Source organism: Neorhizobium sp. T25_27 (genome assembly GCF_002968565.1).
GTDB lineage: Bacteria > Pseudomonadota > Alphaproteobacteria > Rhizobiales > Rhizobiaceae > Neorhizobium > Neorhizobium tomejilense.
Map to the genome: position 1 here is coordinate 1,274,568 of NZ_PVBJ01000001.1, position 24,210 is coordinate 1,298,777.

At 60.5% G+C, this 24,210-nt stretch carries 27 protein-coding genes and 1 pseudogene; 14 read left to right on the forward strand and 14 right to left on the reverse strand.

Features of this window, described 5'->3' with window-relative positions; genetic code table 11:
• Positions 1–7: 7 nt before the first annotated feature.
• Both cysE and C5J24_RS06335 read right to left on the reverse strand, forming a co-directional pair.
• Positions 8–829 carry a serine O-acetyltransferase gene (gene cysE / locus C5J24_RS06330; RefSeq protein WP_046637726.1) on the reverse strand — a complete coding sequence of 274 codons (822 nt, stop codon included), beginning with the start codon at positions 827–829 and terminating at the stop codon, positions 8–10.
• A 116-nt stretch (positions 830–945) separates the two neighbouring features.
• Positions 946–1,734 carry an alpha/beta fold hydrolase gene (locus tag C5J24_RS06335; protein WP_105416375.1) on the reverse strand — a complete coding sequence of 263 codons (789 nt, stop codon included), beginning with the start codon at positions 1,732–1,734 and terminating at the stop codon, positions 946–948.
• Between the two features lie 172 nt (positions 1,735–1,906).
• Between C5J24_RS06335 and C5J24_RS06340 the strand changes: the two genes are divergently transcribed.
• Both C5J24_RS06340 and C5J24_RS06345 read left to right on the forward strand, forming a co-directional pair.
• Positions 1,907–2,152, forward strand: a complete 246-nt coding sequence (locus C5J24_RS06340; RefSeq protein WP_007758304.1) for a zinc-finger domain-containing protein — start codon at positions 1,907–1,909, stop codon at positions 2,150–2,152.
• A 13-nt stretch (positions 2,153–2,165) separates the two neighbouring features.
• Positions 2,166–3,329 (forward strand): FAD-dependent monooxygenase, encoded by a 1,164-nt coding sequence (locus C5J24_RS06345; protein WP_105416377.1) that lies wholly within the window; start codon positions 2,166–2,168, stop codon positions 3,327–3,329.
• Here C5J24_RS06345 and C5J24_RS06350 read toward each other — a convergent pair whose 3' ends face one another.
• Positions 3,330–4,520: a cystathionine beta-lyase gene (locus C5J24_RS06350; protein WP_105416379.1), complete on the reverse strand. Its 1,191-nt coding sequence runs from the start codon at positions 4,518–4,520 to the stop codon at positions 3,330–3,332. It lies immediately after the preceding gene.
• Between the two features lie 365 nt (positions 4,521–4,885).
• Between C5J24_RS06350 and C5J24_RS06355 the strand changes: the two genes are divergently transcribed.
• From C5J24_RS06355 to C5J24_RS06370, 4 genes are all read left to right on the forward strand, one after another.
• A complete protein-coding gene (locus C5J24_RS06355; RefSeq protein ID WP_105416381.1) occupies positions 4,886–5,911 on the forward strand; it encodes an amino acid ABC transporter substrate-binding protein in 1,026 nt (341 codons plus the stop codon).
• A 115-nt stretch (positions 5,912–6,026) separates the two neighbouring features.
• Positions 6,027–7,220, forward strand: coding sequence for an amino acid ABC transporter permease (locus C5J24_RS06360; protein WP_105416383.1), 1,194 nt, complete (start codon positions 6,027–6,029; stop codon positions 7,218–7,220).
• 4 nt (positions 7,221–7,224) lie between these two features.
• Complete coding sequence (locus tag C5J24_RS06365) at positions 7,225–8,382, forward strand: amino acid ABC transporter permease (protein ID WP_105416385.1); 1,158 nt, start codon at positions 7,225–7,227, stop codon at positions 8,380–8,382.
• A 49-nt stretch (positions 8,383–8,431) separates the two neighbouring features.
• Positions 8,432–9,205: an amino acid ABC transporter ATP-binding protein gene (locus C5J24_RS06370; RefSeq protein WP_046637733.1), complete on the forward strand. Its 774-nt coding sequence runs from the start codon at positions 8,432–8,434 to the stop codon at positions 9,203–9,205.
• A gap of 66 nt (positions 9,206–9,271) precedes the next feature.
• Here the strand turns inward: C5J24_RS06370 and C5J24_RS06375 are convergent, their stop codons facing one another.
• Positions 9,272–9,928: a hypothetical protein gene (locus C5J24_RS06375; protein ID WP_172723857.1), complete on the reverse strand. Its 657-nt coding sequence runs from the start codon at positions 9,926–9,928 to the stop codon at positions 9,272–9,274.
• Between the two features lie 431 nt (positions 9,929–10,359).
• Between C5J24_RS06375 and C5J24_RS06380 the strand changes: the two genes are divergently transcribed.
• The 3 genes from C5J24_RS06380 to C5J24_RS06390 all read left to right on the forward strand — a co-directional run bounded on the left by C5J24_RS06380 (position 10,360) and on the right by C5J24_RS06390 (position 13,224).
• Complete coding sequence (locus C5J24_RS06380) at positions 10,360–10,662, forward strand: hypothetical protein (RefSeq protein WP_105416709.1); 303 nt, start codon at positions 10,360–10,362, stop codon at positions 10,660–10,662.
• A gap of 307 nt (positions 10,663–10,969) precedes the next feature.
• Positions 10,970–12,319 carry a site-specific integrase gene (locus tag C5J24_RS06385; RefSeq protein WP_172723858.1) on the forward strand — a complete coding sequence of 450 codons (1,350 nt, stop codon included), beginning with the start codon at positions 10,970–10,972 and terminating at the stop codon, positions 12,317–12,319.
• A gap of 347 nt (positions 12,320–12,666) precedes the next feature.
• Positions 12,667–13,224 carry a hypothetical protein gene (locus C5J24_RS06390; protein WP_105416391.1) on the forward strand — a complete coding sequence of 186 codons (558 nt, stop codon included), beginning with the start codon at positions 12,667–12,669 and terminating at the stop codon, positions 13,222–13,224.
• Between the two features lie 39 nt (positions 13,225–13,263).
• Here C5J24_RS06390 and C5J24_RS06395 read toward each other — a convergent pair whose 3' ends face one another.
• Positions 13,264–13,545 carry an AlpA family transcriptional regulator gene (locus tag C5J24_RS06395; protein WP_172723859.1) on the reverse strand — a complete coding sequence of 94 codons (282 nt, stop codon included), beginning with the start codon at positions 13,543–13,545 and terminating at the stop codon, positions 13,264–13,266.
• A gap of 1,113 nt (positions 13,546–14,658) precedes the next feature.
• On the opposite strand from C5J24_RS06395, the gene C5J24_RS06400 reads away from it, so the two are divergent.
• The 3 genes from C5J24_RS06400 to C5J24_RS06410 are packed head-to-tail and all read left to right on the forward strand — an operon-like array spanning position 14,659 to position 16,734.
• Positions 14,659–15,564: a Ku protein gene (locus C5J24_RS06400; protein WP_105416395.1), complete on the forward strand. Its 906-nt coding sequence runs from the start codon at positions 14,659–14,661 to the stop codon at positions 15,562–15,564.
• An 11-nt stretch (positions 15,565–15,575) separates the two neighbouring features.
• On the forward strand, positions 15,576–16,388 hold the full coding sequence (locus C5J24_RS06405; RefSeq protein WP_105416397.1) for a Ku protein: 813 nt from the start codon (positions 15,576–15,578) through the stop codon (positions 16,386–16,388).
• 1 nt (position 16,389) lies between these two features.
• Positions 16,390–16,734 (forward strand): hypothetical protein, encoded by a 345-nt coding sequence (locus tag C5J24_RS06410; RefSeq protein WP_105416398.1) that lies wholly within the window; start codon positions 16,390–16,392, stop codon positions 16,732–16,734.
• Here C5J24_RS06410 and C5J24_RS06415 read toward each other — a convergent pair.
• The 8 genes from C5J24_RS06415 to C5J24_RS06450 form a co-directional block, all read right to left on the reverse strand.
• On the reverse strand, positions 16,714–16,956 hold the full coding sequence (locus C5J24_RS06415; RefSeq protein ID WP_105416400.1) for a DUF2934 domain-containing protein: 243 nt from the start codon (positions 16,954–16,956) through the stop codon (positions 16,714–16,716). The two genes, C5J24_RS06410 and C5J24_RS06415, sit on opposite strands and share 21 nt — an antisense overlap.
• A 117-nt stretch (positions 16,957–17,073) precedes the next feature.
• Positions 17,074–17,718 carry an SOS response-associated peptidase family protein gene (locus C5J24_RS06420; RefSeq protein WP_105416402.1) on the reverse strand — a complete coding sequence of 215 codons (645 nt, stop codon included), beginning with the start codon at positions 17,716–17,718 and terminating at the stop codon, positions 17,074–17,076.
• A gap of 28 nt (positions 17,719–17,746) precedes the next feature.
• Positions 17,747–18,415 (reverse strand): SOS response-associated peptidase family protein, encoded by a 669-nt coding sequence (locus C5J24_RS06425; RefSeq protein ID WP_105416404.1) that lies wholly within the window; start codon positions 18,413–18,415, stop codon positions 17,747–17,749.
• Positions 18,416–18,476: 61 nt separating this feature from the next.
• Positions 18,477–18,782: a hypothetical protein gene (locus C5J24_RS06430; protein WP_105416406.1), complete on the reverse strand. Its 306-nt coding sequence runs from the start codon at positions 18,780–18,782 to the stop codon at positions 18,477–18,479.
• Positions 18,783–18,791: 9 nt separating this feature from the next.
• A complete protein-coding gene (locus C5J24_RS06435) occupies positions 18,792–19,922 on the reverse strand; it encodes a HAMP domain-containing sensor histidine kinase (protein WP_105416408.1) in 1,131 nt (376 codons plus the stop codon).
• Positions 19,923–19,929: 7 nt separating this feature from the next.
• Complete coding sequence (locus C5J24_RS06440; protein WP_105416410.1) at positions 19,930–20,718, reverse strand: alpha/beta fold hydrolase; 789 nt, start codon at positions 20,716–20,718, stop codon at positions 19,930–19,932.
• 87 nt (positions 20,719–20,805) lie between these two features.
• Complete coding sequence (locus tag C5J24_RS06445; RefSeq protein ID WP_105416711.1) at positions 20,806–21,201, reverse strand: response regulator; 396 nt, start codon at positions 21,199–21,201, stop codon at positions 20,806–20,808.
• A gap of 318 nt (positions 21,202–21,519) precedes the next feature.
• Positions 21,520–22,251: an SDR family NAD(P)-dependent oxidoreductase gene (locus tag C5J24_RS06450; protein ID WP_105416412.1), complete on the reverse strand. Its 732-nt coding sequence runs from the start codon at positions 22,249–22,251 to the stop codon at positions 21,520–21,522.
• Between the two features lie 81 nt (positions 22,252–22,332).
• Between C5J24_RS06450 and C5J24_RS06455 the strand changes: the two genes are divergently transcribed.
• The gene (locus C5J24_RS06455; protein ID WP_105416414.1) at positions 22,333–22,725 is read left to right on the forward strand and encodes a helix-turn-helix domain-containing protein; all 393 of its coding nucleotides are present in this window, start codon (positions 22,333–22,335) and stop codon (positions 22,723–22,725) included.
• A gap of 251 nt (positions 22,726–22,976) precedes the next feature.
• Here the strand turns inward: C5J24_RS06455 and C5J24_RS31760 are convergent, their stop codons facing one another.
• Positions 22,977–23,180, reverse strand: a complete 204-nt coding sequence (locus C5J24_RS31760; protein WP_172723803.1) for a hypothetical protein — start codon at positions 23,178–23,180, stop codon at positions 22,977–22,979.
• On the opposite strand from C5J24_RS31760, the pseudogene C5J24_RS06460 reads away from it, so the two are divergent.
• A pseudogene (locus C5J24_RS06460) lies at positions 23,082–23,870 on the forward strand (transposase); the annotation flags it as partial. The gene C5J24_RS31760 and the pseudogene C5J24_RS06460 overlap by 99 nt on opposite strands.
• Between the last annotated feature and the right edge of the window lie 340 nt (positions 23,871–24,210).

Genomic DNA, 24,210 nt, shown 5'->3' on the forward strand with positions numbered 1-24,210 from the left:
AGACGAATCAGTCGTCGGCTCCGAGAAGCTGGTCCATCAGGCGCGACGGTTCCGAACACCCGGCGCTCCCGACCACCTTTGCCGGCACGCCGGCGACGGTGGACTTCGGCGGTACGGCCTTCAGGACCACCGAGCCCGCGGCGACGCGCGAGCACGACCCGACCTCGATATTGCCGAGAATCTTGGCGCCGGCGCCGATGAGGACGCCGTTGGCGATCTTCGGATGGCGGTCGGCGCCCTCCTTGCCGGTGCCGCCGAGCGTCACCCCATGCAGGATCGAGACATTGTCACCGATGACGGCCGTCTCGCCGACCACGAGGCCGGTGGCGTGGTCGAGGAAGATGCCCTTGCCGATGCGGGCTGCCGGGTTGATGTCCGTCTGGAAGACGGACGAGGAGCGGCTCTGCAGATAGAGCGCAAAATCGCGGCGGCCGCGGTTGAACAACCAATGCGCCAGGCGGTGCGCCTGGATCGCGTGGAACCCCTTGAAATAAAGGACCGGCTCCATGAAACGCAGGCAAGCCGGATCGCGGTCGTAGACGGCCTGGATGTCGACGCGCATGATCGCGCCCCATTCCGGCCAGTCGGCCAGCATTTCCATGAAGGTCTGGCGCAGAAGGACGTCCGGAATATCCGCATGAGCGAGGCGCTCGCAGATGCGATGCACGACGCATTCCTCGAGCGAGCGATGGTTGAGCACGGCAGAATACAGAAATGCGGCGAGCAGCGGGTCCTGCTCGGTTGCCGCGCGCGCCTCCTGGCGCAACGTATCCCAGATGGGATCCATCGTCGCGACCTGCTCCTGGCGGATTTCAGTTCTTGCGGCCATCGCCGTCTCCTCGTTTGCCGTATGGCAGAGCTTTCCAAGGCCAGTATATAGAATAAGTTTACGCCGAGACCAATGGGCGCAAAATCGCATTCCGTTGATCGTAAGAATGAAGAAACCTACGGCCTTGCAGAGAGTTCCGCGTAGAAGTCGAGAACCGCCTTCTTGAACACCCGGTCGCCGACCGCGAGCATGTGGTCACGTCCGGGAATATCGAGGGCAATCGCGTGCGGCATCAAGGCGGCAAGCTCCTGCGCGGAACCGGCGATGTCGTCCGTGGTTCCGACCCCGATCAGGGTCGGCGCGTCGATCCTCCCCATGTCGGCGCGGGTCACCAGATCCCGCGAACCGCGAATACAGGCGGCCAGAGCCTCCTTGTCGCTCTTTGTCTGGTCGGCAAAGGCGCGGAACATGCGGCCGCGGGCATGGCTGACGTTATCGAGCGAAGGGGCGAGCAAGGCGTCTGCGATCGGGTCCCAATCCCCTACCCCGTCGGTCATGCCGATGCCGAGACCTCCCAGAACCAGGGAACGTACCCGATGCGGATGGGCGAGCGCGGAAAAGACCGAAATGCGTGCGCCCATCGAATAACCGAAGACATGCGCTTCCGGGATCCTCAAGTGATCGAGGAGCGCCATCGAATCCGCGGCCATCACCCATGGCCGATAGGCTTCCGGATCGCGCGGCTTGTCGCTTGCCCCATGCCCGCGATTGTCCATGGCAATCACCCTGTAACCCGCGTCGCCGAGCGTCTTCAACCAGCCCGGATGCACCCAGTTGACCAGCGCGCTCGAGGCAAACCCGTGGATGAGCAGCACCGGATCGCCCGACGGATCGCCTTCGTCGAAATAGGCAAGATCGAAACCCTCGCGGGAAAACTTGGAGAAGGCAGGCGCGTTGAGATTCATCGGGGCAGTCCTCATTGACGCCGGGAACATAAGGGATGAACCGCGGCGTTTGAACCCGTGCCCGACACGAAATCGACGCGCCTGCGGCGGTTTTCCCACTACACAATCGCCAAGCGGGCGGCTAATGTCCGGCGCAAATCAGACGCGCCGCATTCAAGTATCGGAGACCATCATGGCCGGGCACAGCATTCCCCACTTCCAGAACGACGGCGGGCATCGCTTGATCCAGATCGGCGTCAAGGAATTCATGTGCACCGGCGCTTCGGTTCCCTTCGATCATCCGCATATCTTCATCGACATGGGCGACGACAACGAGAAGGTCTGCTCCTACTGCTCGACCCTCTACCGCTACAATCCGTCGCTGAAGGCCGAACAGACCGACCCGCCGGGCTGCGTCTTCCACGTCAAGGCCGCCTGATCGGCATTCCGACATGCCCATTGAAAGAGTAGCGATCATCGGTGCCGGCATGGCCGGGCTGACGGCCGCACTCGCCTTCGCCCGCCACGGCATAGCCTGCGACGTTTTCGAGGAGGCACCCGCCCTGATCGAGGTCGGCGCCGGCCTGCAGATATCGCCGAACGCTTCGCGCGTGCTCTCCGAACTCGGCGTCCTGCCCGCGCTCGAAGCCGTCTGGACCGAGCCGGAGCGGATTGCGCTCGTTTCGGGGACGACGCTCAGACCGCTTGCACATGTGCCAGCCGGGCGTTTTGCCCGCGAGCGCTGGGGTGCGCCCTATGGGGTCCTCCACCGTGCGACGCTTCAAAACACGCTGCTTGAGGCTGTCGAACAAAGCCCGCTCTGCAACATCCATCTGGATACGCCTGTCCGCGAGGATCCGCGCGGGACGCTGGCCGGAATCACTGGCAGAACCTATCCCCTGATCGTTGGCGCCGACGGCGTCTGGTCCAATCTGCGCGCCGGCATACCGGACAGCCCGGAGCCCGATTTTTCGCGCAATGTCGCCTGGCGCTTCACGATTCCCGGCAGCGCCAGACCCGACTGGCTGGACGCGGGCCAGGTCACCGCCTTTCTCGGGCCGTCAACCCATGCGGTAGCCTACCCGCTCAAGGAGATCGACGGGTTCAATATCGTCGCAATCGCCTCCGGCATCAGCCCCGGCAAGACCTGGGATGCGCAAGCCGGCGATGCGCAGCGGCGCATGCTGCTCGGCCAGTTCCATCGCTGGGACCGGCGCATCGTTCAACTGATCGAAAGAGCCGAACAGCCGACCTTCTGGCCGCTTTACGAGGTGAGTGCCGGGCGCTGGCACAACGGTCGCGACATGGTGCTGATCGGCGATGCGGCGCATGCGATGATGCCGTTTGCGGCCCAGGGCGCATCGATGGCGATTGAGGACGCGTTCGTGCTGGCAAACCGGGTAGCCGGTCCCCTGCCCCTTGCGCGGGCGCTGACGGATTTCGAAAGCGAACGCATGGGGCGGATCGCCAAGGTGCGCGCCCGCGGCCTGTTCAACCGCTTCGCCTATCACGCCCGCGGCCCGATCCGGCTCGGCCGCGATATCGTCCTGTCGCTGCGTCCGCCGCAATCGCTTGCGGCGGATTTCGACTGGCTTTACGGCTTCAAGGCGCGGTGATCAGATCTCGGCCGCGGCCGCGAAGCCGATTGCCAGGTCCTTCTTGAGGTCGACCACGTCTTCGAGGCCGATCTGCAGGCGAATGACCGGGCCTTCCGGCGGCGCCTTGCGGATGGTGCGGTCCGACAGGTTGACCGGCACCGCGAGGCTCTCGTAACCGCCCCAGGAGTAACCGAGGCCGAAGAAGGAGAGCGCATCCAGGAAAGCATGCGCCTTGGCTTTCGCCCTGTCGCCCCGCGCCTTCAGCACGAAGGAGAAGACGCCGCTGGCGCCCTTGAAATCGCGCTTCCAGATCGCGTGGCCGGGGAAGCTCGGCAGCGCCGGGTGCAGGACGCGTGCGACGTCGTCGCGGCCCTCCAGCCATGTGGCGATATCGAGCGCGCTCTTCTGATGATGTTCGAGACGCACGCCCATGGTACGCAGGCCGCGCAGGATCTGGTAGGAATCATCCGGTGAGCCGCAGATGCCGAGCGCAATGCGGGCGTCCTCGAGCTTCGGCCAATGCTTGGCGTTGGCCGATACCGAACCCATGATGATGTCCGAGTGGCCCGACGGATATTTCGTCGTCGCATGGATCGACACGTCGGCGCCGAAATCGAGCGGCCGGAAATAAAGCGGCGTCGCCCAGGTATTGTCCATCGTGACGACGCAATCATGCCGGTGGGCCACCTCTGCGATCGCCCTGATATCCTGCATCTCCATGGTGTTGGAGCCCGGCGCTTCCGTATGGATCAGCCTGGTGTTCGGCTTGATCAGCGCTTCGATGCCGGCGCCGATTTCCGGATCGTAATACTCGACCGCGACGCCGAGGCGCGTCAGCATCGTGTTGCAGAAATGGCGGCATGGCGCGTAGACGGAATCGACGATCAGCGCATGGTCGCCGGCCGAGAGATAGGCGAGAAACGGCACCGAAATCGCCGCCAGTCCCGAGGGAACGAGGATGGTGCCGGCCGAGCCTTCCAATTCGTCAAGTGCCGCGCAAAGCGCATCGGTCGTCGGCGTGCTGCGGGTCCCGTAGGTGTATTTCTGGGCCCGCTTTTCCATCGTCGCTGCGTCGGGAAACAACACCGTCGAAGCGTGAACGACGGGCGGATTGACGAAACCGTGGTAGTCGGACGGGTCGTTGCCCATATGGGCGAGACGCGTGTTGGGGCCAGCGCCGGTGAACAGGGACTCGTTCGTCTTTTTCATGTCGGGGAGAGCTTTCGTTGGCAATTGAGGCGCAAAGTTTTGCCGCCGGAGCAAGGCCCGGTCAACCCCGCGAAAGGAGCCTGAAGCAGAGACATCAGGTCGCCTGCCACATCACGGAAAACGCACCTCTTTTGATCACGCACTGCCCAAACTTTAAGTAAATGAGCGTTTTCTGAGCCGGGTTAACGAATTTACCTCATTTCAGACGCAATTCGAAAAGGCGACACTTGACCCTGCGTTGTTTTGCGAATGAGATAGCGGCGCCTGCACCGGGAGGGTTCGCGGGCGGCCGGCCGTATTCGATAAGACAGGGGAGCGGCCCGGTTCCATCAAGTCACAGAAAACCACAGATAAAGGTTGGGAAAATGAAAAAGACGCTTCTGTCAGCCGCGATTGGCGCAGCGGTCCTTGGCTTCGCATCGGCGGCATCGGCCGCCACGCTTGATACCGTCAAGTCCAAGGGTTTCGTTCAGTGCGTCGTCAACACCGGTCTCGCCGGCTTTGCCGCACCGGACGCATCGGGCAATTGGTCCGGCTTCGACGTTGACTACTGCAAAGCCCTTGCTGCTGCCCTTTTTAATGACGCAACGAAGACCAAATACACCCCGACCACCTCGCAGACCCGCTTCACGGCACTGCAGTCGGGCGAAGGCGATGTCCTCTTCCGCAACACGACCTGGACGATCAACCGCGATACCGCGCTCGGCTTCAACTTCCGTACCGTCAACTATTACGACGGTCAGGGCTTCATGGTACCGAAGAGCCTCAACGTGAAGTCGGCTCTGGAACTCTCCGGCGCTGCCGTCTGCGTTCAGTCCGGCACCACCACCGAGCTCAACCTCGCCGACTTTTTCAAGGCCAACAAGCTCGAATACAAGCCGGTCGTCTACGAAAAGCTGCCGGAAGTGAACCAGGCCTACCAGGAAGGCCGTTGCGACGTTTACACGACCGACCAGTCCGGCCTCTATTCGCTGCGCCTGTCGCTTTCGAACCCGGATGAGCACATCATTCTGCCGGAAATCATCTCCAAGGAGCCGCTCGGCCCGGCCGTTCGCCAGGGCGACGACCAGTGGTTCGACATCGTTTCGTGGACGCATTACGCGCTGGTGCAGGCTGAAGAATTCGGCATCACCAAGGCCAATGTCGACGACATCCGCAAGTCCTCCACCAACCCGGACGTCCGCCGCTTCCTCGGCATCGAGAAGGATACCAAGATCGGTACCGACCTCGGCCTGACCAACGACTGGGCCTACAACATCATCAAGGCCGTCGGCAATTACGGCGAAGTGTTCGAACGCAACATCGGCCAGAACACCCCCCTCAAGATCCAGCGTGGCCTGAACGCGCTCTGGACCAAGGGCGGCCTGCAATACGCTCCGCCGGTTCGGTAATCGGCCAGACCAAGACCGGATAAGGCGGCCGCTGCCGCCTTATCCCCCGGCATAAAAGAAAAACGCATAAAAAGAAAAAGACCTCAAAAATGAGGTCACAGGGGAAAAGGCCAGCATGACAGATCACGCTGCAATTGCGCCTTCCGAAGCGCGAACTCTCAGATCCTACGTTTACGACCCCAAGATCCGGGGTATTTTTTTCCAGGTCCTCACGCTCGTCATCGTCGTCGGCGTCGGCTGGTGGATTTTCGACAACACCGTCACCAACCTTGCGCGTTCCGGTACCGCTTCCGGGTACCAGTTCCTGAAAGGCCGCGCCGGTTTCGACATCGGCGCCTCGCTGATCGACTATTCAAGCGATTCGCCCTACGGGCGCGCCATCCTCGTCGGTTTCCTCAATACGATCCTGGTGGCATTCTTCGGCATCATCACCGCGACCACCATCGGCTTCATCATCGGTATCGGCCGTCTTTCGAAGAACTGGCTGATCGCGAAACTCTGCACCGTCTATGTGGAAGTCTTCCGCAACATTCCGGTGCTGCTGATCATCTTCTTCTGGTACAAGGGCGTGCTTTCGTCACTGCCGCAGGTTCGGGACTCGCTCAAGCTGCCGCTCGGCATGGTGCTCAACAACCGCGGCCTCGCCTTCCCGAGACCCGTCTGGGGCGATACCGCATGGGTAATCCCCCTTGCGTTGCTGGTTGCCATCGTTGCGACGTTCATCGTGGCGCGCTGGGCAAAACAACGGCAGATGCGGACCGGCCAGCAGTTCCACACGATCTGGACGGCCATCGGGCTGATCGTCGGCCTGCCGGTTCTCGCCTTCCTTGCCGTCGGCGCACCGCTGACGTTCGATTTCCCGATCGCCGGCCGCTTCAACCTGTCTGGCGGATCCGTGATCGCGCCGGAATTCGTGGCCCTTTATCTGGCCCTGTCCTTCTATACGGCCTCGTTCATCGCCGAGACGATCCGCGCCGGGATCCGGGCCGTCGCCAAGGGGCAAAGCGAAGCGGCGGCAGCACTCGGATTGCAGCCCGCCACCACGACCCGCCTCGTCGTCGTGCCGCAGGCGATGCGCGTCATCATCCCGCCGCTCACCAGCCAATATCTCAACCTCACGAAAAACTCGTCGCTCGGCATCGCCGTCGGGTTTCCGGAACTGGTCGCCACCGGCGGCACGACGATGAACCAGACCGGACAGGCGATCGAAGTGGTGTCGATCTGGCTCGTCGTTTATCTCAGCATCAGTATCACGACCTCGCTGTTCATGAACTGGTTCAACGCCAAAATGGCCCTGGTGGAGAGGTAAGATCATGAACGCGAAAAACCTTGCCTATGTCCGCCCGGAAATGCTCGCCCCCGCACCCGCTCCGCTCAGCACCAGGAGCGCCTCGGGCTGGATCCGCATCAACCTTCTGGCCACACCGAAAGACGCCGCGCTGACGATCCTCGCGGTTGCCCTCCTGGTCTGGATCCTGCCGGGCATGATCAACTGGCTTTTCGTCCAGGCGGCGTGGTTCGGGACCGACCGCTCGTTCTGCACCACCGCGGTGCAGGGCGGTATCAAGCCGAACGGCTGGAGCGGCGCCTGCTGGGCGTTTGTCGGCGACCGCTTCCAGCAATTCATGTTCGGGCGTTATCCGATCGACGAGCGCTGGCGGCCGATGCTGGTGGCGATCCTGTTCATCGCCCTTCTCGTGCCGGTCCTGATGCCGAAGCTGCCTCGCAAGGGCCTGAATGCCCTGTTGCTCTTCGTCGGCCTGCCGATCGTCTCATTCTTCCTGCTGCATGGCGGCGTGTTCGGGCTCCAGAAGGTCGAGACACCGCTCTGGGGCGGCCTGATGGTGACGCTGATCCTGTCCTTCGTCGGCATCGCCGTCTCGCTTCCCGTCGGCATTCTGCTGGCGCTAGGACGACGCTCGACGATGCCGGTGATCCGGGTCATCTGCGTCACCTTCATCGAGGTCATCCGCGGCGTGCCGCTGATCACGGTGCTGTTCATGGCGAACGTGATGCTGCCGCTCTTCCTGCCGACCGGCTACACGATCGACAACTTCCTGCGGGCGCTGGTAGGCGTGGCGATCTTCGCCTCCGCTTATATGGCAGAAGTCGTTCGCGGCGGCCTGCAGGCCATTCCGAAAGGACAGTTCGAGGGCGCCGATTCGCTCGGCCTCAGCTACTGGCAGAAGATCCGGCTGATCATCATGCCGCAGGCGCTGAAACTGGTTATCCCGGGCATCGTCAACACCTTCATCGGTCTTTTCAAGGACACGTCGCTGGTGTCGATCATCGGCATGTTCGACCTTCTCGGGATCGTACAGCTGAACTTCACCGACACGACCTGGATCAGCCCCGTCACTCCGATCACGGGCCTCATCTTCGCAGGCTTCATCTTCTGGCTGTTCTGCTTCGGCATGTCGCGCTACTCCGCCTTCATGGAGCGGCACCTCGACACCAACCTGAAGCGATAAGCCGACCTGAAGCTGTGCCTAGCCACAAACGATAACTAAGGGGATATAAATGGCAGACGCCCAACCCAAAAAAATGACCGTCTCGGCTACCGACGTTGCCGTCGAAATCATCGGCATGAACAAGTGGTACGGCGATTTCCACGTGCTGCGCGACATCAATCTGAAGGTGATGAAGGGCGAACGCATCGTCATCGCCGGCCCGTCCGGCTCCGGCAAATCGACGATGATCCGCTGCATCAATCGTCTTGAGGAACACCAGGCCGGCAACATCATCGTCGACGGGATCGAGCTTACCAACGACCTGAAGAAGATCGACGAAGTGCGCCGAGAAGTCGGCATGGTGTTCCAGCACTTCAACCTCTTCCCGCACCTGACGATCCTGGAAAACTGCACGCTCGCGCCGATCTGGGTCCGCAAGATGCCGAAGAAGCAGGCGGAAGAGATCGCCATGCATTATCTCGCCCGCGTCAAGATCCCGGAACAGGCCCATAAGTATCCGGGCCAGCTCTCCGGCGGCCAGCAGCAGCGCGTGGCGATCGCCCGCTCGCTCTGCATGAAACCGAAGATCATGCTGTTCGACGAGCCGACCTCGGCACTCGACCCAGAAATGGTCAAGGAAGTGCTGGATACGATGGTGAGCCTTGCGGAAGAAGGCATGACCATGCTGTGCGTCACCCATGAAATGGGCTTTGCCCGCCAGGTCGCCCACCGGGTGATCTTCATGGACCAGGGCCAGATCGTCGAACAGAACTCGCCGGCGGAATTCTTCGACAACCCGCAGCACGAGCGCACGAGGCTCTTCCTGAGCCAGATCCTGCACTGACAGCTTTACGGGCACGCAATCATGGGGCGCTTCGGCGCCCCATTTTCGTTTCACCAGCGGTTCGTTTCACCAGCGGAAGGAATAACGAGCATTGACGCTCGTGACCGGTTCGGGCGCATCCGAGGTGCGGTCGAGCGCGCCGCTGACCGTCATGTACCGACCGAGCCTCTTCTCCACGGCGACGCCTGCTCCGAGCGTGCGAAACCCGTCGCTGCCGCTTGCCCGCCCGACCAGCGCCGTGCTGCTTGGGCTATGCGACAGGCGAACCGACTGGCTCGCATCAAGGCCGAGCCATTCTCCCGAGGCGCCGTCATACCGCAGGCCGTAGCTGCTGCGCCTCTCGATATCGATCGTCGGCGTGGCGATTTCCTTTTCGTAATAATTCATGGTGATCCCGGCGCTGCCGGTATTGCCGTCGAGATCGACACCGACGCCGCGGTTCAACTGATAGGCCGGCGTCTGGATCTTTTCCGCCGTGAAATTGCTCCAGAACTTGATGGGCGTATCCAGCGGAGTTCCGCTCGTCGACGTATCGACGCCCATCGACACGCCGGCCTCGGTTTCGAGCCGGGTCGGCAGCTTGAGGCCGAGCTTGACGGAGTAGCTGGTGTCGGAACTGCGGATCGGGTTCCAGATCAGTGGGGTGTCTTCCGCAAACCCCGGACCGGCCGTCAAAAAACACGCAAGCGCCAAAACCGCGCCAGCGGACGATATCCTTTTCATATGAATCCCACTCGAAGCTCAAACAAGCAAAGGGTCCGGGCAGTTCGAGCTGCCCGAATGAAAACCATTTCAATGTGTTGGAGGCGTTTTCCGAGGGCCATGGCCGCTCAATCGCCGATCTGTCTTCCGCTCGTGCCGCTACGGAACCGACAAGACGCATCATACGAAACAATGCGGCAATTCCGAATCCTCAATGCGGCAAGAATGGGGTTTCGTGGGCTCGGCCAGTTCGGGCGGCAGCGGTGGGCTGCCTTCAGGTGTTATCCAAACGCTCGTCCATGCGCGCATTCCATCTTCCCCTTCCCACGGTACCCCGCCGACCGGCCACGGGTCGGAGATACGGCGGCTTGGAGTATAGGCACACACGGCTCAGGAACAAATCGCCTGGCATCGCGTTCAAGGCGGCATCCTATCAAGCGGAGAGCGAACAGATGAACCTCAAGCTCGCATTGGGCGTGGCACTTGGCCTGGCCTGCACATCGATGGTGGCTGAAGCCCGGTCGGATTTGCGGCTCTACGGAGCCGTGCCTGTGGAAAGCAGCCCTCAGCTCATGCAGGCCTACAACAGGGCGCTGGAGCGATGCCTCCCCGAAGCTGGTCTGGCAGAGGCCGGAGCGATCGCTGAGGCCAGCCTGCCTGCGGTGCGGCTGCGGGGTTGTCTGTATCGCAAAGGGTTCTTCTACCGGGGCGTCTATGCATACCCGGTGGCCATGTCCGTCTACCGCATCCGGTAGTCGCGGGGATCAGCTGGAAGGGTTCGGTCCAAAAGTGTCACCCATGTCTTAGAGACAAGCTGTTACCTATGTCTTCGATATGCACTAGAAAAAGCTTGGCGACCCCTGCAGGACTCGAACCTGCGACCTGCTGCTTAGAAGGCGAAACTCCAGGTCCGTGAGGAATAGTGCGGACTCGTTCATTCGGGTTCGAACCTAACGTTGTCATGGACTTGGCCCGGCCCCGATGCTCATTTTGGTCATCCCGGCACCGCGCTTCCCGCCGCTCCTGCTGCCCCGCGCGCTGCCCTGCCAAAGGAGCATTGCGATGTCCCGCCCTCATGGACTGACCGAAAGCCGGATCGAAAACCTGCCGCCGCCGCGCAACGGAAAGCGGTATGACGTCCCCGACGGGGATGTGCCCAACCTGTTCGTCCGCGTCGGCCCGCGGCAGAAGACATTCGTGTTGCTCGCCCGGTTCGAACGCGTGAAAAATTCGACCCGCAGGGTCATCGGGGTGCACGGGCGAATCTCGCTCGACGAGGCCCGGGCGATAGCGTCGGACTGGAACGCCCTGGTCAAGCGCGGCCTCGACCCCAAGAAGGAAAAGGAACGGCAGGAGGAGCAAGAGGAACTGGCGCGCCGGCATACGTTCGCGTCGGTGATGGAGGACTACATCGCCGAATTGCCGGACCGAGAGAGAAACAAGCACGTTCCACAGGACATCGCGGCGATACGGCGCGAGATGCTCGACCCCCGACGGAACCCGTGGCTTGAGCTGCCCATGTCAGAGGTAAGGGCGCTTCACGTCTCAAAGCTGGTCAAGGATATCCGCGCCCGCCCCGCGCCCGCGGCGGCTCACGTCACGTTCCGCCTCTTCAAGACATTCTTCACCTGGCTGATGGACCCCGACCGGCAGCTTGCCTACGGCCTGGACCCGGACAATCCCAGGAACCCCATCCGGGATCTCAAAGCCGCCGTGCTCGGCCTGCATAGTACAGTAAGGGACCGCATCCTGCACAAGAACGAAGTGCTGGCATACTGGAGAGCGGCAGACGAGACCCCCTATCCCTATGGCCCTTTCTTCCAGGCGCTGCTGCTGACCGGCGTGCGGAAAGCGGAGCTCACCGGCATGCGCTGGTCGGAGATCGACTGGGACGAAAAGCTGTGGACCGTGCCGAATGAACGCTTCAAGGCGGGGACCCAACATCTCGTCCCGCTCTCCGACGCAATGATTGACCTTCTACAGAAAATCCGCGGCGGTCTGTCCTATTATCACGGCGACTGCGTGTTCAGCACCACGAACGGCCAGCTGCCGGTGAGTGTCGCCGGTGCGATGGACGCGTTCCGCGCCAGGGTGTCGGCCGAGCTTGCGGAAATCTCGCCCGGCGTGAATATGGAGCGGTTCGTAATGCACGACGACCGGCGGGTCGTCCGCACGAACTTGGCCGCACTGAAGATACCCGAACCGGTCATCGACACGATCCTGGGCCACGGCAAAAAGGGATTGAAAAGAATATACGACCAGTACCGCTACCTGGACGAAACGGCGGAAGCTCTCTCGTTGTGGGCGGACCGGTTGGAGCAGTTGATCACAGGAGCTCGCGCGGAAGCGTCGCCCCGGGCGGAAGCCGGACCCGGCGGGACGGAGCCACCCGCGAAGCGAAGGCGTCGATGATCACGCGGGAAGAGCTCTACCATCTTGTCTGGACAGCGTCGGGCACAAGGGCCGCCGCGGTCTGCGGAGTATCCGACAGCTACCTGGGCCGCATCTGCCAAAGGCTGGACGTGCCCCGCCCCCCCGTTGGTTATTGGGCACAGCACGCCGCGGGGCGAGCGCCGGAGCCGCCCCCGCTGCCGCCGGCCGGACCGGTGACACCACGAGGGTGGGCCAAGTCGACCCGACCACCGCGGCCGTACACGCCGCCGGCCGCGCGAGAACGACCAGCGCGGCGGCCGTCGGACCAATCGAAGCATCCGCTGATCCGCGCAGCCGAGGACTCCTTCCGGGGGGCGGAACCGGGCGTGGACGGCTTCTATCTCAAGCCGAAGAAAAAGCTGGTGGTCGACGTACAGGTCTCCGCTCCCTGCCTCGCAAAGTGCCTCCGCTTTGCCGACCGCCTGTTCAACGCCCTCGGGACGCTGGGCCACCGCGTTGCGATCGCCCCCTCGTTCGAATTCACGCGCATCGCGCCTGACCCCAGGGGGGAACGCCGCCCCGGAAGCGTGCGGATTTGGTCGCCCCTTCGCCCGACCGTGGCCTTCGTCCACGGGATGCCGATCGGCCTCGCCGTCGCCGAATTCTGCGAAATGGTCACTATGCATTACGCCGGTTACGGAAAATTCGTCACCGCCGAAGAATTCAGACGGCAGAAACGCTACGGCGCGACCTGGGTGAAGGAAATGGCGGTCCCGTGTGGTCGATTGAAACTGACTGCCTACAGCCCTCTCCTCGGCGTGGCGTGGTCGCGCGAGTGGTCGGAAAGGCCCGGAAGCCCGCTCGAAGAGCGGGTCGGGTCAATCGTCGCGGCCATCGACAGCGGCGCGCTCGACGTGCTCGCCAGGATCGAGCATGACCGGTAGCACACTCTCCGGAGAGGCGCGGCCTGTGTCAGGGCTGCGCTACTTGCGGCCGGTGCCTCCTCGCTCGTCGCCTTTCGCCTTCCAGACTGGGAGGGGCCGGCATCGGATCAGTCCACGCTGCCGGCGGGGGCCGCCGCGCGCCTCGTCCCGGCGAAGCTTCCACGAATGGACTTCCGGAATCGGAAAGCCGATGCGCCCGCTGGTCAGATCGACCGCCTCGACGAATTCACCTCTCCTCCGCATCCAGTATATCGTCGACTTGGACAGCGTCAGAAACTCGCAAACCTGCTTGAGCGTGTAGTATCCGGTCGGGAATGCCATTGTTCGATCCTCCTTCTGCACCGTCCCCGGTACAACCGGCGGGGACACGTGCGACTGTATCGTCGCGGCGTTTCGCGCCAAATATAACTCACGCGAACTTCTAGGATTCGTCAATAACATTTTGAAATACCAGCATATTGTTTCGAGCAACACTGTTTACGTCACCTAAGTCGTTACATACGCGATATATATATAGACCCCGCATAAGGTATTAGAAACGCAGCGTATGGCCAGCCCGTAACAACAGTACGTTTCCTGAGACACCGATTTACTGGCTCAATTCCAGACTCCGCAGCGCAGGGTACAGATATGGCGGCGCGGCGGTCACTGGATAACCAGGGCTTCGCGGGTGAGATCAAAACTTCCGGCGCGGTGCGCCCGGCCTTTTTGGAACAGAATTTGTGAGATGGATCGGAAGCGTGGCGACGCTTTAGTGAAGACTCCGAGTGTCGGGCTCGTTCGACGGCGCGGCGCGGCCGCCTTAGAAAAATATTTCATCCGCCCGGCGTTCACTTGCCGCCCCACGGCCCACGGTAACAACGACGCGCCCAGGCGTCCGCCTCGGCCTAAAGCATAAAACGCGCCTCAATCGTCCGAAAACCGCCTTTGCCAAGCGTGAAAAGCGCCCCTGGCGCAGCCAGCGGCCGGAGCGGTCCGGGCGACGGCTTCCAGCCTACCCGCTCGTCCCGATGCTCGATGGTGGAACGGATCGGCCGAGAATTCGATGGGACGAAGCGGATCGGCCACAGGCTTATCTGGAGGTCTTCGCCAAGGCCTTCGAGGCGCAGGCGACATTGGAATCACTTGGCTTCGACCCAAGGTAACAACAGCCTCGTTTATGGTCCACCATGAGCGTTGTACCGGCTCGGACTTAGGCCTGATTTTCATCCCATCACTGAAGCCGGTACCTTCAACCGCGACCATTCCGTCTGACGAGGGGAGGACGGCTTGGCGGTGGCGGCCTTCGACCTCTGACCCGAGTATGATCGTCAAGGCTTCAGAGAGCGATTCCGCTTCCAACGCCAAGCCATTGAAAACCGATTCGTTTCGATTCGGAACGAATCGGTTGCGTAACGATTGAGTCGCGAATCAGTCGAGTCGGAGTTCAGCGTCATGGCAGGCCAGCGGGCACAGTGGAAAGGCTTCGTGAAATTTGGCGAGGTGTCGTGCGGGGTGGCGCTCTACACCGCTGCGTCTACATCGGATCGCATCACCTTCAACACGATCAACACCGCAACCGGAAACCGCGTCAACCGCGTGTTTATCGACAGCGAGACCGAGGAGCCTGTACCGAAAGAAGCCCAGACCAAGGGCTTCGAGATCGAAAACGGGCAATACATCATCATCGACCCCGAAGAGGTGGCGGCAACGATCCCCGAGAGCAACAAGACGCTCGAGATCGAGGCGTTCATCCCCTGCTCCGATGTAGACGACGTATTCTTCGATAAGCCGTACTACCTGACGCCAGACAGGATGGGTTCCGACGCCTACGCGGCCCTGCGCGATGGCATGAGGAAATCGAATGTCGCCGCGATCGCTCGCACGGTCCTGTTCCGCAGGATGCGCACCGTCTTGATCCGGCCCCATGGCAAGGGCCTCATAGCCACGACGCTGAACTACGACTACGAGGTACGCTCGTCGAAAAAGGCATTCGAAGAACTGCCGAAGATCAAGATCGAGGGTGAGATGCTCGATCTCGCCAAGCACATCATCGGCACCAAGAAGGGCGAGTTCGATCCTGCGACCTTCGATGACCGCTATGAAGCGGCGCTGGCCGAACTGGTCAAGGCAAAGATCGAAGGCAAGGCACTCCCGAAAAAGAAGAAGGTCGAAGTCTCGAAGCCAAACGACCTGCTGGCCGCGTTGCGTGAAAGCGCCGGAATGATGAAGGCCGCAGCGGACAAACCGAAACGCACTGCCGCCAATGCCAACGCTGGCACCGGACGGCAACGCGCCGCGCGCGGGACGGCCGCGAAGTCCTCCGCGGTGAAGACAGCCCCACAGCGCAAAGCAGGCTGAGGAGACGGATCATGGCATTGCGTTCCTACTGGAAAGGCTATCTGAAACTCTCCCTCGTCACCTGTCCGGTAGCGATGACGCCGGCGACATCCGAATCCGAGAAGGTGCGCTTCCATACCCTGAACAAGGCGACCGGCAACCGCGTCGTCTCCCAGTACCTCGACTCGGTGACGGGAAAACCGGTGCGCGACGAGAACGAGGCGAAAGGGTACGCCCGCGGCGAAAACGACTATGTCATCCTGACTGAAGACGACCTCGATGCCGTGGCCCTCGATACCGTGAAGACGATCGACATCGAGAAGTTCGTGCCCGCCGACAGCATCGAGTGGGTCTATCTGGAGAAACCGCACTATCTGATGCCCGACGACGCCGTCGGAAACGAGGCATTCGCTGTCATCCGTGATGCGATGAAAGCTGACAAGGTTGTCGGTGTGTCGAAGCTCGTCATCGGCCGCCGCGAGCGCGCTGTCGTCCTCGAGCCTCGCGGTGAGGGCATCGTACTCTGGTCGCTTCGTTTCGGAGACGAGGTCAGACCCGAGGAGAACTACTTCGAGGACATCGAGGACGAAGCCGATCCGGACCTCGTGCCGCTGGTACAAAAGCTGATCAAGCAGAAGACCGCGCGGTGGTCGCCGGACATGGTAAGCGACCCGATCCAGGAGAGCCTCCTCAAACTCATCGCTGAAAAGAAGAAAGCCCTCAAGCCTGCCAAGAAGTCAACTAAAGGCAAAGGAACGGCCGCTCCGGCCTCCAACGTCATCAATATCATGGACGCATTGAAAAAGTCATTGGCCGACGAACTCAAAAGCAAGAAGGCGGGATAGGATGGACAATGTCGTCGAAATCGAACTGTGCGAACCTTCCCCTTTTCTCTTCGGAGAGAACGGCCATCTCGGAGTGACTGATGGCACCTCAGTCTGGATCGTCGTCGTAACTCGCGAGGCGATGATAGCCACCGCCGATCCTCCAGAGGCGTCGCTAAAGCGCCTGGTACGCTATGCAGATGTCTACCGTGACATGGCCGAAGTCATGTTGGCGCGGGGAGATGGCGACGACGGCAAGGTTTGGATATTCGAAAAGGACGTCCTTGCACTCCGAGCGAAGCAAAGGCCTCGGGATTTCAATGGCCGCAGGAAGTTGTCGTCTCTATCAATCGGGGCTCACCGCTGATGGCGGCTTTATGTCTGCTACCGACGTGCTTACGGTGTCGTCCCTCGCGAACCTGTCGTCGGCCTGCTGATTGACCTTCGTCACATCCTCGGATTCTTGCTCCGCCAGCTCATGCTGTTCTTCGGCACGCCGCCAATGTTCGTTGTGTGAACCTTCGGGGCGACCTTCGTCTTCCCAGATCTTGTAAGCCCGCTCACGCTGCTGCTGTTCCTTGTCTACCATCTCGCGCTCCTCCACGGCTGACTGAATATAACCCGTGCCTCGCGAAGTCGTTCCTCGCGTCCAGGCCAGCTGACGCCTAGCCAACGGGCAAGCTTGAGGGCGCGCTCAATGGTCATGTCACAGGAGTAGCGGACTTTCCGTCGCCGTCTTTTTCTTGACCCAGAGTTCGGACGTCCTCTCCATCGACATCAGCTCTGGCGGGAAGGACCGCCTTTGGAAGGCCAGCACGTCCTCGAAGCTTCCGTGTAGCCATCGATCGTAATCATCGCGGTGGAGTATCACTGGCATCCGGTTATGGACGGGAGCCACGAACGCGTTGGCGTCGGTCATTGCGCCTGAGTATACCGGACCCCACTCGTCGCTGACGCGCCAGAGTCCGGCCCACGCGAACACGGGCTCGTCCGGCAACGAAAACCACGTCCTGGTCATCGCACCTTTCTGCCCCTCGGGTTCAGCGAAATGCGTAAGGGGGATCAAGCAGCGCCATTGCGGCTTGCGGGCCAGACCGACCCAAGTACCCTTGGTCAGGTCCGCGATGTTGTTGACGGGCTTGGGCTTCGCGTCCGGCTTCATAGTCGCGAACCGCATCGGAAACCCCCAAGTCATCGACCGCAGCTCCCGCACGCCTTCGTTTTCCGTGACGACCATGCCAGGGGTCCCAGGGTAAACCTCCTCAGGAGCGTTGGATGCCATCGGGTTCGCGACCCGGAAGTGTGCGGCAACCTCGGCGGCGGACTTGCGGACGGTATACAAGTTACACATGCGTTGTCTCCCGGTAGTTCGCGGGTTGCTAGAACATGGCGTCGTTGGCCCGGCGCGGCAAGGCTTTCCCTGGCGGCGTCCCGCTTTGCCAGCGGTCTCGAGTGTGAAGGATTTCGAAGTCTTCCGAAGGCGGGGGATCGCGAAATTGGATCGCGATGACGTCCTGGATCGAACCGTGAAGCCAGCGGTCGTATTCGTCTGGTTTCAGAAGGACCGGCATGCGGTCGTTGAACGGCTTGATCTTCTCGTTCGCCGTCATCGTCATTCCGGCAAACACGGGTCCGAAGTCGGCCGTGTTTTTGCAGAACCCCGCCCAAGCCATCAACGGCAGGCGGTTCTTCGAGAACCATGTCCTCGTCTTCTCGCCCTTGGGGCCGTCGGGATTTGCGAAGTGAGTGAGCGGTATCAGGCATCGATAGCGCGGATCAACGACAATTCGATCCCACAGCGGATTGGTAAGGTCAGCTACGAGACCGATGCGACCTGGCGGCTCCCCGCCTGTCCGCATCTCGCGTGTCTGCCTCGGGAAGCCCCACGGGATCGACTTGAGCAGACGGAGACCGTCCTTCTCGAGCACGATCAGTCCGTGTGTGCCCTCGATCGTCTCGCTCGGGAGGTCAACCGGACTCGGAACGTCCACGCCGAAATGCGCGACGATCTCGTCCATGGTTCGCGTTATCGCATACAGGCGTGACATCGACTGGTCCCACAGAGACGCGCAACGGGATAACACAGGAACGGAATGAGAACAACGCGAACTAGTCTCCGTCCCCGTTACAGAGGATGCGCAGACGCCTGATCTCCCCGGCCAGCATCAGCATCCCGGCGCTCACGATGACACCTACGGCGTCGTTGTCCCCCGCCATCTCGGCAAGCGTTGGCATGTCCGCCATTAAGCCGGGCTGGATTGCGACCATGTTTCCATTGACGTGCAGTAGCTCTCTCTGGGCCTGCACGGTCGAAATGCCCCGTTCGATCAGCCGCCGACGCTCGGATGGAGCCAACGAAGGGAGGGTGTTAGCGGCTTCGATCAGCTCGGAAATGAAGTCGGTTACCCTCGTCACCGCGCACCTTCAGTTTTCCGCACCGATCGGCATGCGAAACTCAAATGTTGTTTTCTCGGCGGACGACGACACCGAGAGCGTTCCGCCATGTGCCTTTGCGATCTCGGAGGCGATATGAAGACCGAGCCCGAGGCCTTGCTCGTGACGTCCCGCAGCGTCACCTCCTCGGAAAAAAGGTTGAAACAGGCGGCCTATTGTCTCGGGCGGGATTGGGTCGCCGCCGTTGGAGACAGAAATGACCAGGTCATGTCCAGCCAGTCGTGCCGACAGCCCGACGGGTTTGTCTTCCGCTCCATGAGACAGTGCGTTCCCGAGAAGGTTCGAGACGAGTTGGCCAATGCGTCCGGCATCCACGAGCACTGGTTCAGGCAGGTCAATCTCGACGTCGATGCGTCTGCCGCTCCCAGTGGAAAGCTCCGCGACGACTTGCTTGAGGTGGAGGGAAAGTTCCTCTTCGAGCCTACGGGAAATAGTAAGGCCGCCGCCCATTCGACCACGGGTCAGGTCGAGTACGTCATCAATCAGTCTGCCCATGCGGGCAACGCTGCCATCAATCAGTCGGACGACCTGCTGGCCTCTTGAACTGAGGTCCTCTTTGGACAGGATGCGCATGCCGCCCCCGATTGCAGCGACTGGGTTCCGAAGATCATGTCCGAGGATGGCGATGAATTCGTCGCGCAGGCGACCTGTTTCGGTCAGGGCCTTATTGAGGGTCTCAATTTCGCTCCGTGCCCGATCACCGGCCTCGTTTGCTTCGAACAGTTCCCGCTCATATTTGCGTCGGCTCGTCGCCTGGAAGAGAGCGATCCTCGTTTCCACGACTTCGCCATCTGCATCGACTCGCTGGGTCGCATTGGCAAGGACAGGGAGCCTCGTAGCGTCCCTCCGGACTACGTCCAAAGCGACCTCGTGGAAAAACCCCTGCATGCGCAAGAGGGGTGCGAAATGGGTTTCGTAGAACACACGGCCCGCCACGGGCAGGAGATCGAGCAGGCGTTTGCCTAAAAGCTCGTCGTCCACCAGATCGAGCCATATTCGGAGCGTCTCGTTTACGAGCACGATGCGGCCCTTGTCGTTCAAAACGAGGTATCCGCACGGTGCGTTGTCGAACAGATCGCGGAAATCGATATCGTGGTCCATCGGCTGCCTAGACGAAGTCCTGGATGGCGGCGACGACCTCGCGAGGAGCCGAGAGATTTGGGCAGTGACCAGTCGCGTCAAGGACGACCAGCGTGCTTCCCGGGATATGGTCGCGTACATACTCGCCGATCGCTTCCGATGCGATGATGTCATCCTTGCACTGGAGTATGAGCGTTCTCGCCGTCACCCGCGGCAGGTCGGCGCGATTGTCGGAAGTGAAGGTCACCCGTGCGAATGCCTTCGCGATCGCGGGATCGGTCCTGCAGAAGCTGTCGGCAAGCTCCTGCCCGAGTTCCGGGCGGTCCGAGTTTCCCATGATCGCTGGAGCCATCGCCATCGACCAACCCATGTGATTGTCCGCGAGCGAAGCGAGCAATTCCTCAATATCTGCCGGGCTGAAGCCTCCTTTATAGCCAATGTCGTCGATATAGCGGGGCGACGGGCCGACCATCACAAGCGCCTCGAACATGTCAGGAGCTTTGAGGGATGCCAAAGCGCCGATCATCGCGCTCACCGAGTGCCCCACGAATATAGCATCGTTCAGGCCAAGCGCCTCGCCGATTTCCACGAGGTCTTCGGCATAGCCGTGGAGGTCGCCGTACTTTTCAGGATCGTATGCACCGAGATCTGATTTGCCAGCACCGACGTGGTCGAACAGTATGGTCTGGAAACGGGTTTCGAATTCTGGAGCAACGAACCGCCACATGTTCTGGTCGCACCCGAAACCGTGCGAGAAGACGATTGCCTTTTCTCCATGTCCGGAGACCACAACGTTGTTACGCCGAATGACCGACATTCCACCCCCTGAGCTTCGCGGCAACGTAACAGGTCCACGCGAAAATGCACCTGAGATGTGAGGCATCGCAGGCATAGCTGTCTCCGGCTACGGCGTTGTCGAGACGCATCGTTCTCTCAGCACGTCGTGTACGAGCCGGGCGCTGAAGGGCTTTGAGATGAATGTGGCGTTCTCAGGGATGTCCCCAGGCTTCGGCTTGGCCGCACCTGACGCGACTATGACGCAGATATGTGGCCAACGGTCGGCCACCTTGCGAGCTAGATCGAAGCCGTCAAGATGTCCGGGGGTCTGAACGTCGGTGAACAGCAACTGGAGGGAGGAGTATCGGGTAAGGAACTCGAAAGCCTCGTCCGCGGTCCTCGCTTCGACGATGGCATAGCCCTCGTCAGCGATCATGTCCGCAGTATCCATGAGGATCAGGGGTTCGTCATCAACGACGAGAGCGATAGGCTCGTTCAGCCTAGCAAATTCAGCTTCATCCATGGATGCTAATGCACCGGATGGTCGAATGTTCCGGATCATAAGAATGGTGTCGGATTTGGCGAGGTCTCGAACGCGCTTTTCTTCAAAATCGTTGATAGGGTCCGGCTTCCTTGACCTGTCCGAAGCCGTCGTGAATCTTGGCTTTTGGGCCTCCCTCACCTCAACGTCGGCAGCCAGACCAGGCTCTCCTGGGACTTGGCACTGGCTTAGGGGTCAACTTTAGTTTTGATCACCGTTGAATAGTTCGGTGTGCGCCGTCATTGAGCATTTTGGTGTACCCGACCTATTCGAGATCGGGTGCAGCGTTTCGGCGGCTCCCTAGACCTGCCGCAAGCCGCCGTCAACGCATAGTTCAGCGCCGGCGATGTAGCTCGCGTCGTCGCTCAACAAGAACAAGGCGGCCGCAGCCACTTCTGAAGGCCGTGCCATACGACCCATCGGAATCGGAGCAACAATTGCCGCGCGAGTGTCTTCCGCGACAGCTGCCATCATGTCCGTATCGGTGGGGCCGGGTGCAACGACATTGACCCGAATACCTTTGGGTGCGAGTTCTGCCGTCCAGGTTCTGGCGTAGGATCGAACGGCCGCTTTGGTTGCGCAGTAGGTTCCGTAACCCGAGTAGCCGGCGTTCCCGGCTATGGACCCGACGAGGACGACCGAGCAGCCTTCTGTCATTGCGGGAAGAGCTGCCTGGAGGCCGAACACCATCCCTCGAACGTTGACGTCGAAGTGGCGGTCGAAGTGCTCCGGCGTGATCTCGGCGATCTGCGAAGGCTCGGAAAGACCTGCATTCAAAACAAGCGCGTCGATACGACCGTATGCTTTGCGCACTTTTTCGACAGCAATTACCATGTCTTCCGGAGAGCTCGCGTCAGCGGCCATACCGACCGCGCCATTGCCGATGCCTTTGGCCGCGATTTCAGCATCTTCACCTCTACGACTGGTGATGAAGACATGTGCGCCTTCGGCAGAAAGTCGTTCTGCAATAGCCAGGCCGATACCCTTCGCGCCACCGACGACCAAAGCCACCTTGTTAATCATTCGAGCCATCGTAAATCCTTTCACTGAATGGTCTCGCGATGATATACGTTGGATATCTGATATCAATTACGCACCTGGAATAGACTAGATATGGACGAGTATACCGACCTGGAAGCCCTTTCTCATCGCGCGCTTTGCGACATGGCGCAGGTTCGTCCGGTGCTCGACAAGATTGCTGATAAATGGACGATCCTGATACTGACAGTGATTTGTCCAAAACCTGCGCGCTTCAACGAACTCAAGCGGCGTCTCGATGGAATCACGCACAAGGCTCTGGCCGACGCTTTGAAGAGGCTTGAGCGGAACGGCCTTGTGACGAGAACCGTACTCCCAACTCAGCCGATTGGCGTAGAATATGCAATCACTCCACTAGGCCACTCATTGCGGGAGCCGTTTGAAGCACTGTGTTCATGGGCAGCGGCCAACGGCGACAAGGTTGAGGCGGCCACGCTACGCTATGACAACACGGGAAATCGTCGTTGAAGGCGTCGCTGTGTCCGCTTCTGGAGGATACTGTTGAAAACTCCGTTTGTGGTAAGCGCTTGTAGCGTGACGCTCAATTGTCTACTTCTGATATGTAGGTGCCAAATATTTCACCCAAAGCTCGGTGGAGTGATTTATGAAAGACCAGCGTGAAAAGGCCGACCTTGATCAGGCAGTTAAATTGGTACGCGGTGGCGAATACCTGCTGTTGTTACGTAGCTTTTGGAATGCGCTGCGGTCCGCATGGCCCGTCAGTCGCCGGCCTCGTAGTTGAACATCCGCGTTCCGGACTGAAAGGTTGATGAAGCTTCAGCGCCGTGATTCAATCGTCGTATTGATTTGCGGAGGATTGTGCGATGATGGGATGTCAGACGGCTCCGGCGCAGCTCTTCTATGACTTCTACCTTGATGATCATGTCCTTGCCGACCACCTGCTGCGCGGGATCGACCGACATCTCGAACTCGACAGCGTACGGGCACAGTTGAAGCCTTTCTACAGTACCACTGGTCGCCTTCGATTGATCCCGAGCTGATGATGCGGATGCTGATCATCGGCTATTCCATGGGTATCCGCTCGGAACGGCGGCTCTGCGAAGAGGGTCCACCTTAATCTTGCCTATCGCTGGTTCTGCCGCCTCGGACTGGACGGCAAGATGCCCGATCACTCCAGCTTCTCGAAGAACCGTCATGGCCGGTTGCGGCAGAGCGACATCCTGCGACTTATGTTTGAGACGGTGGTGGAGCGCTGCCTTGCGCAAGGGCTGGTCGGTGCGGAAGGGTTTGCCGTCGATGTCAGCCTGATCGCAGCGGATGCCAACAAGCAGCGCTCGGTAACCTGAGCGGAGTGGGAAGCCAAAGAAGACGCTGGCCGCTCGGTGCAGGAATATCTGGCGGTTCTCGACGATGCGGCTTTCGGTGCGGCTTCGCCAGTGACGCCGAAGTTCATCTCCACATCAGACCCGGCCGCTCAATGGACGGGCGCTCACAAAGGCCATGCCTTCTTCGCTTATGCCACGAACTATCTGATCGACACAGATCACGGCGTTATTCTGGATGTGGAGGCGACACGGGCAATTCGCCAGGCGGAAGTCGGAGCATCCCAAGGGGATGCTGTCGCCCGTCGAGTCGAGAAGCAGCAGGATTTAACCCGAAGGGTCCACGAAAATCGGGGCTATTCAGTCGTCCGGAAATTGAATTCCTCAGTTAGCAACTTCAACGTCATCTTGTATTGTCCATTATTCTCGTAGATCGACTCGAGTTTGACGATCGACTTGAATAGATACGGTGGCTTCGACGTCGAGTTAACCTATTACGCAATAAGGTGGCATTCGCGGTTGCGTAGTTGTCAGCGAATAGGGCGGCGTCCGTCGAATAATTTGACAGCAACCTGCCATGTTTACATCTACCGAAACGCGCGGTCACAGTTGCTACCTCCGCAAAGTTCGAGTCGTATTACTTGTTGAAATTAATCACGCACTTTGCAAT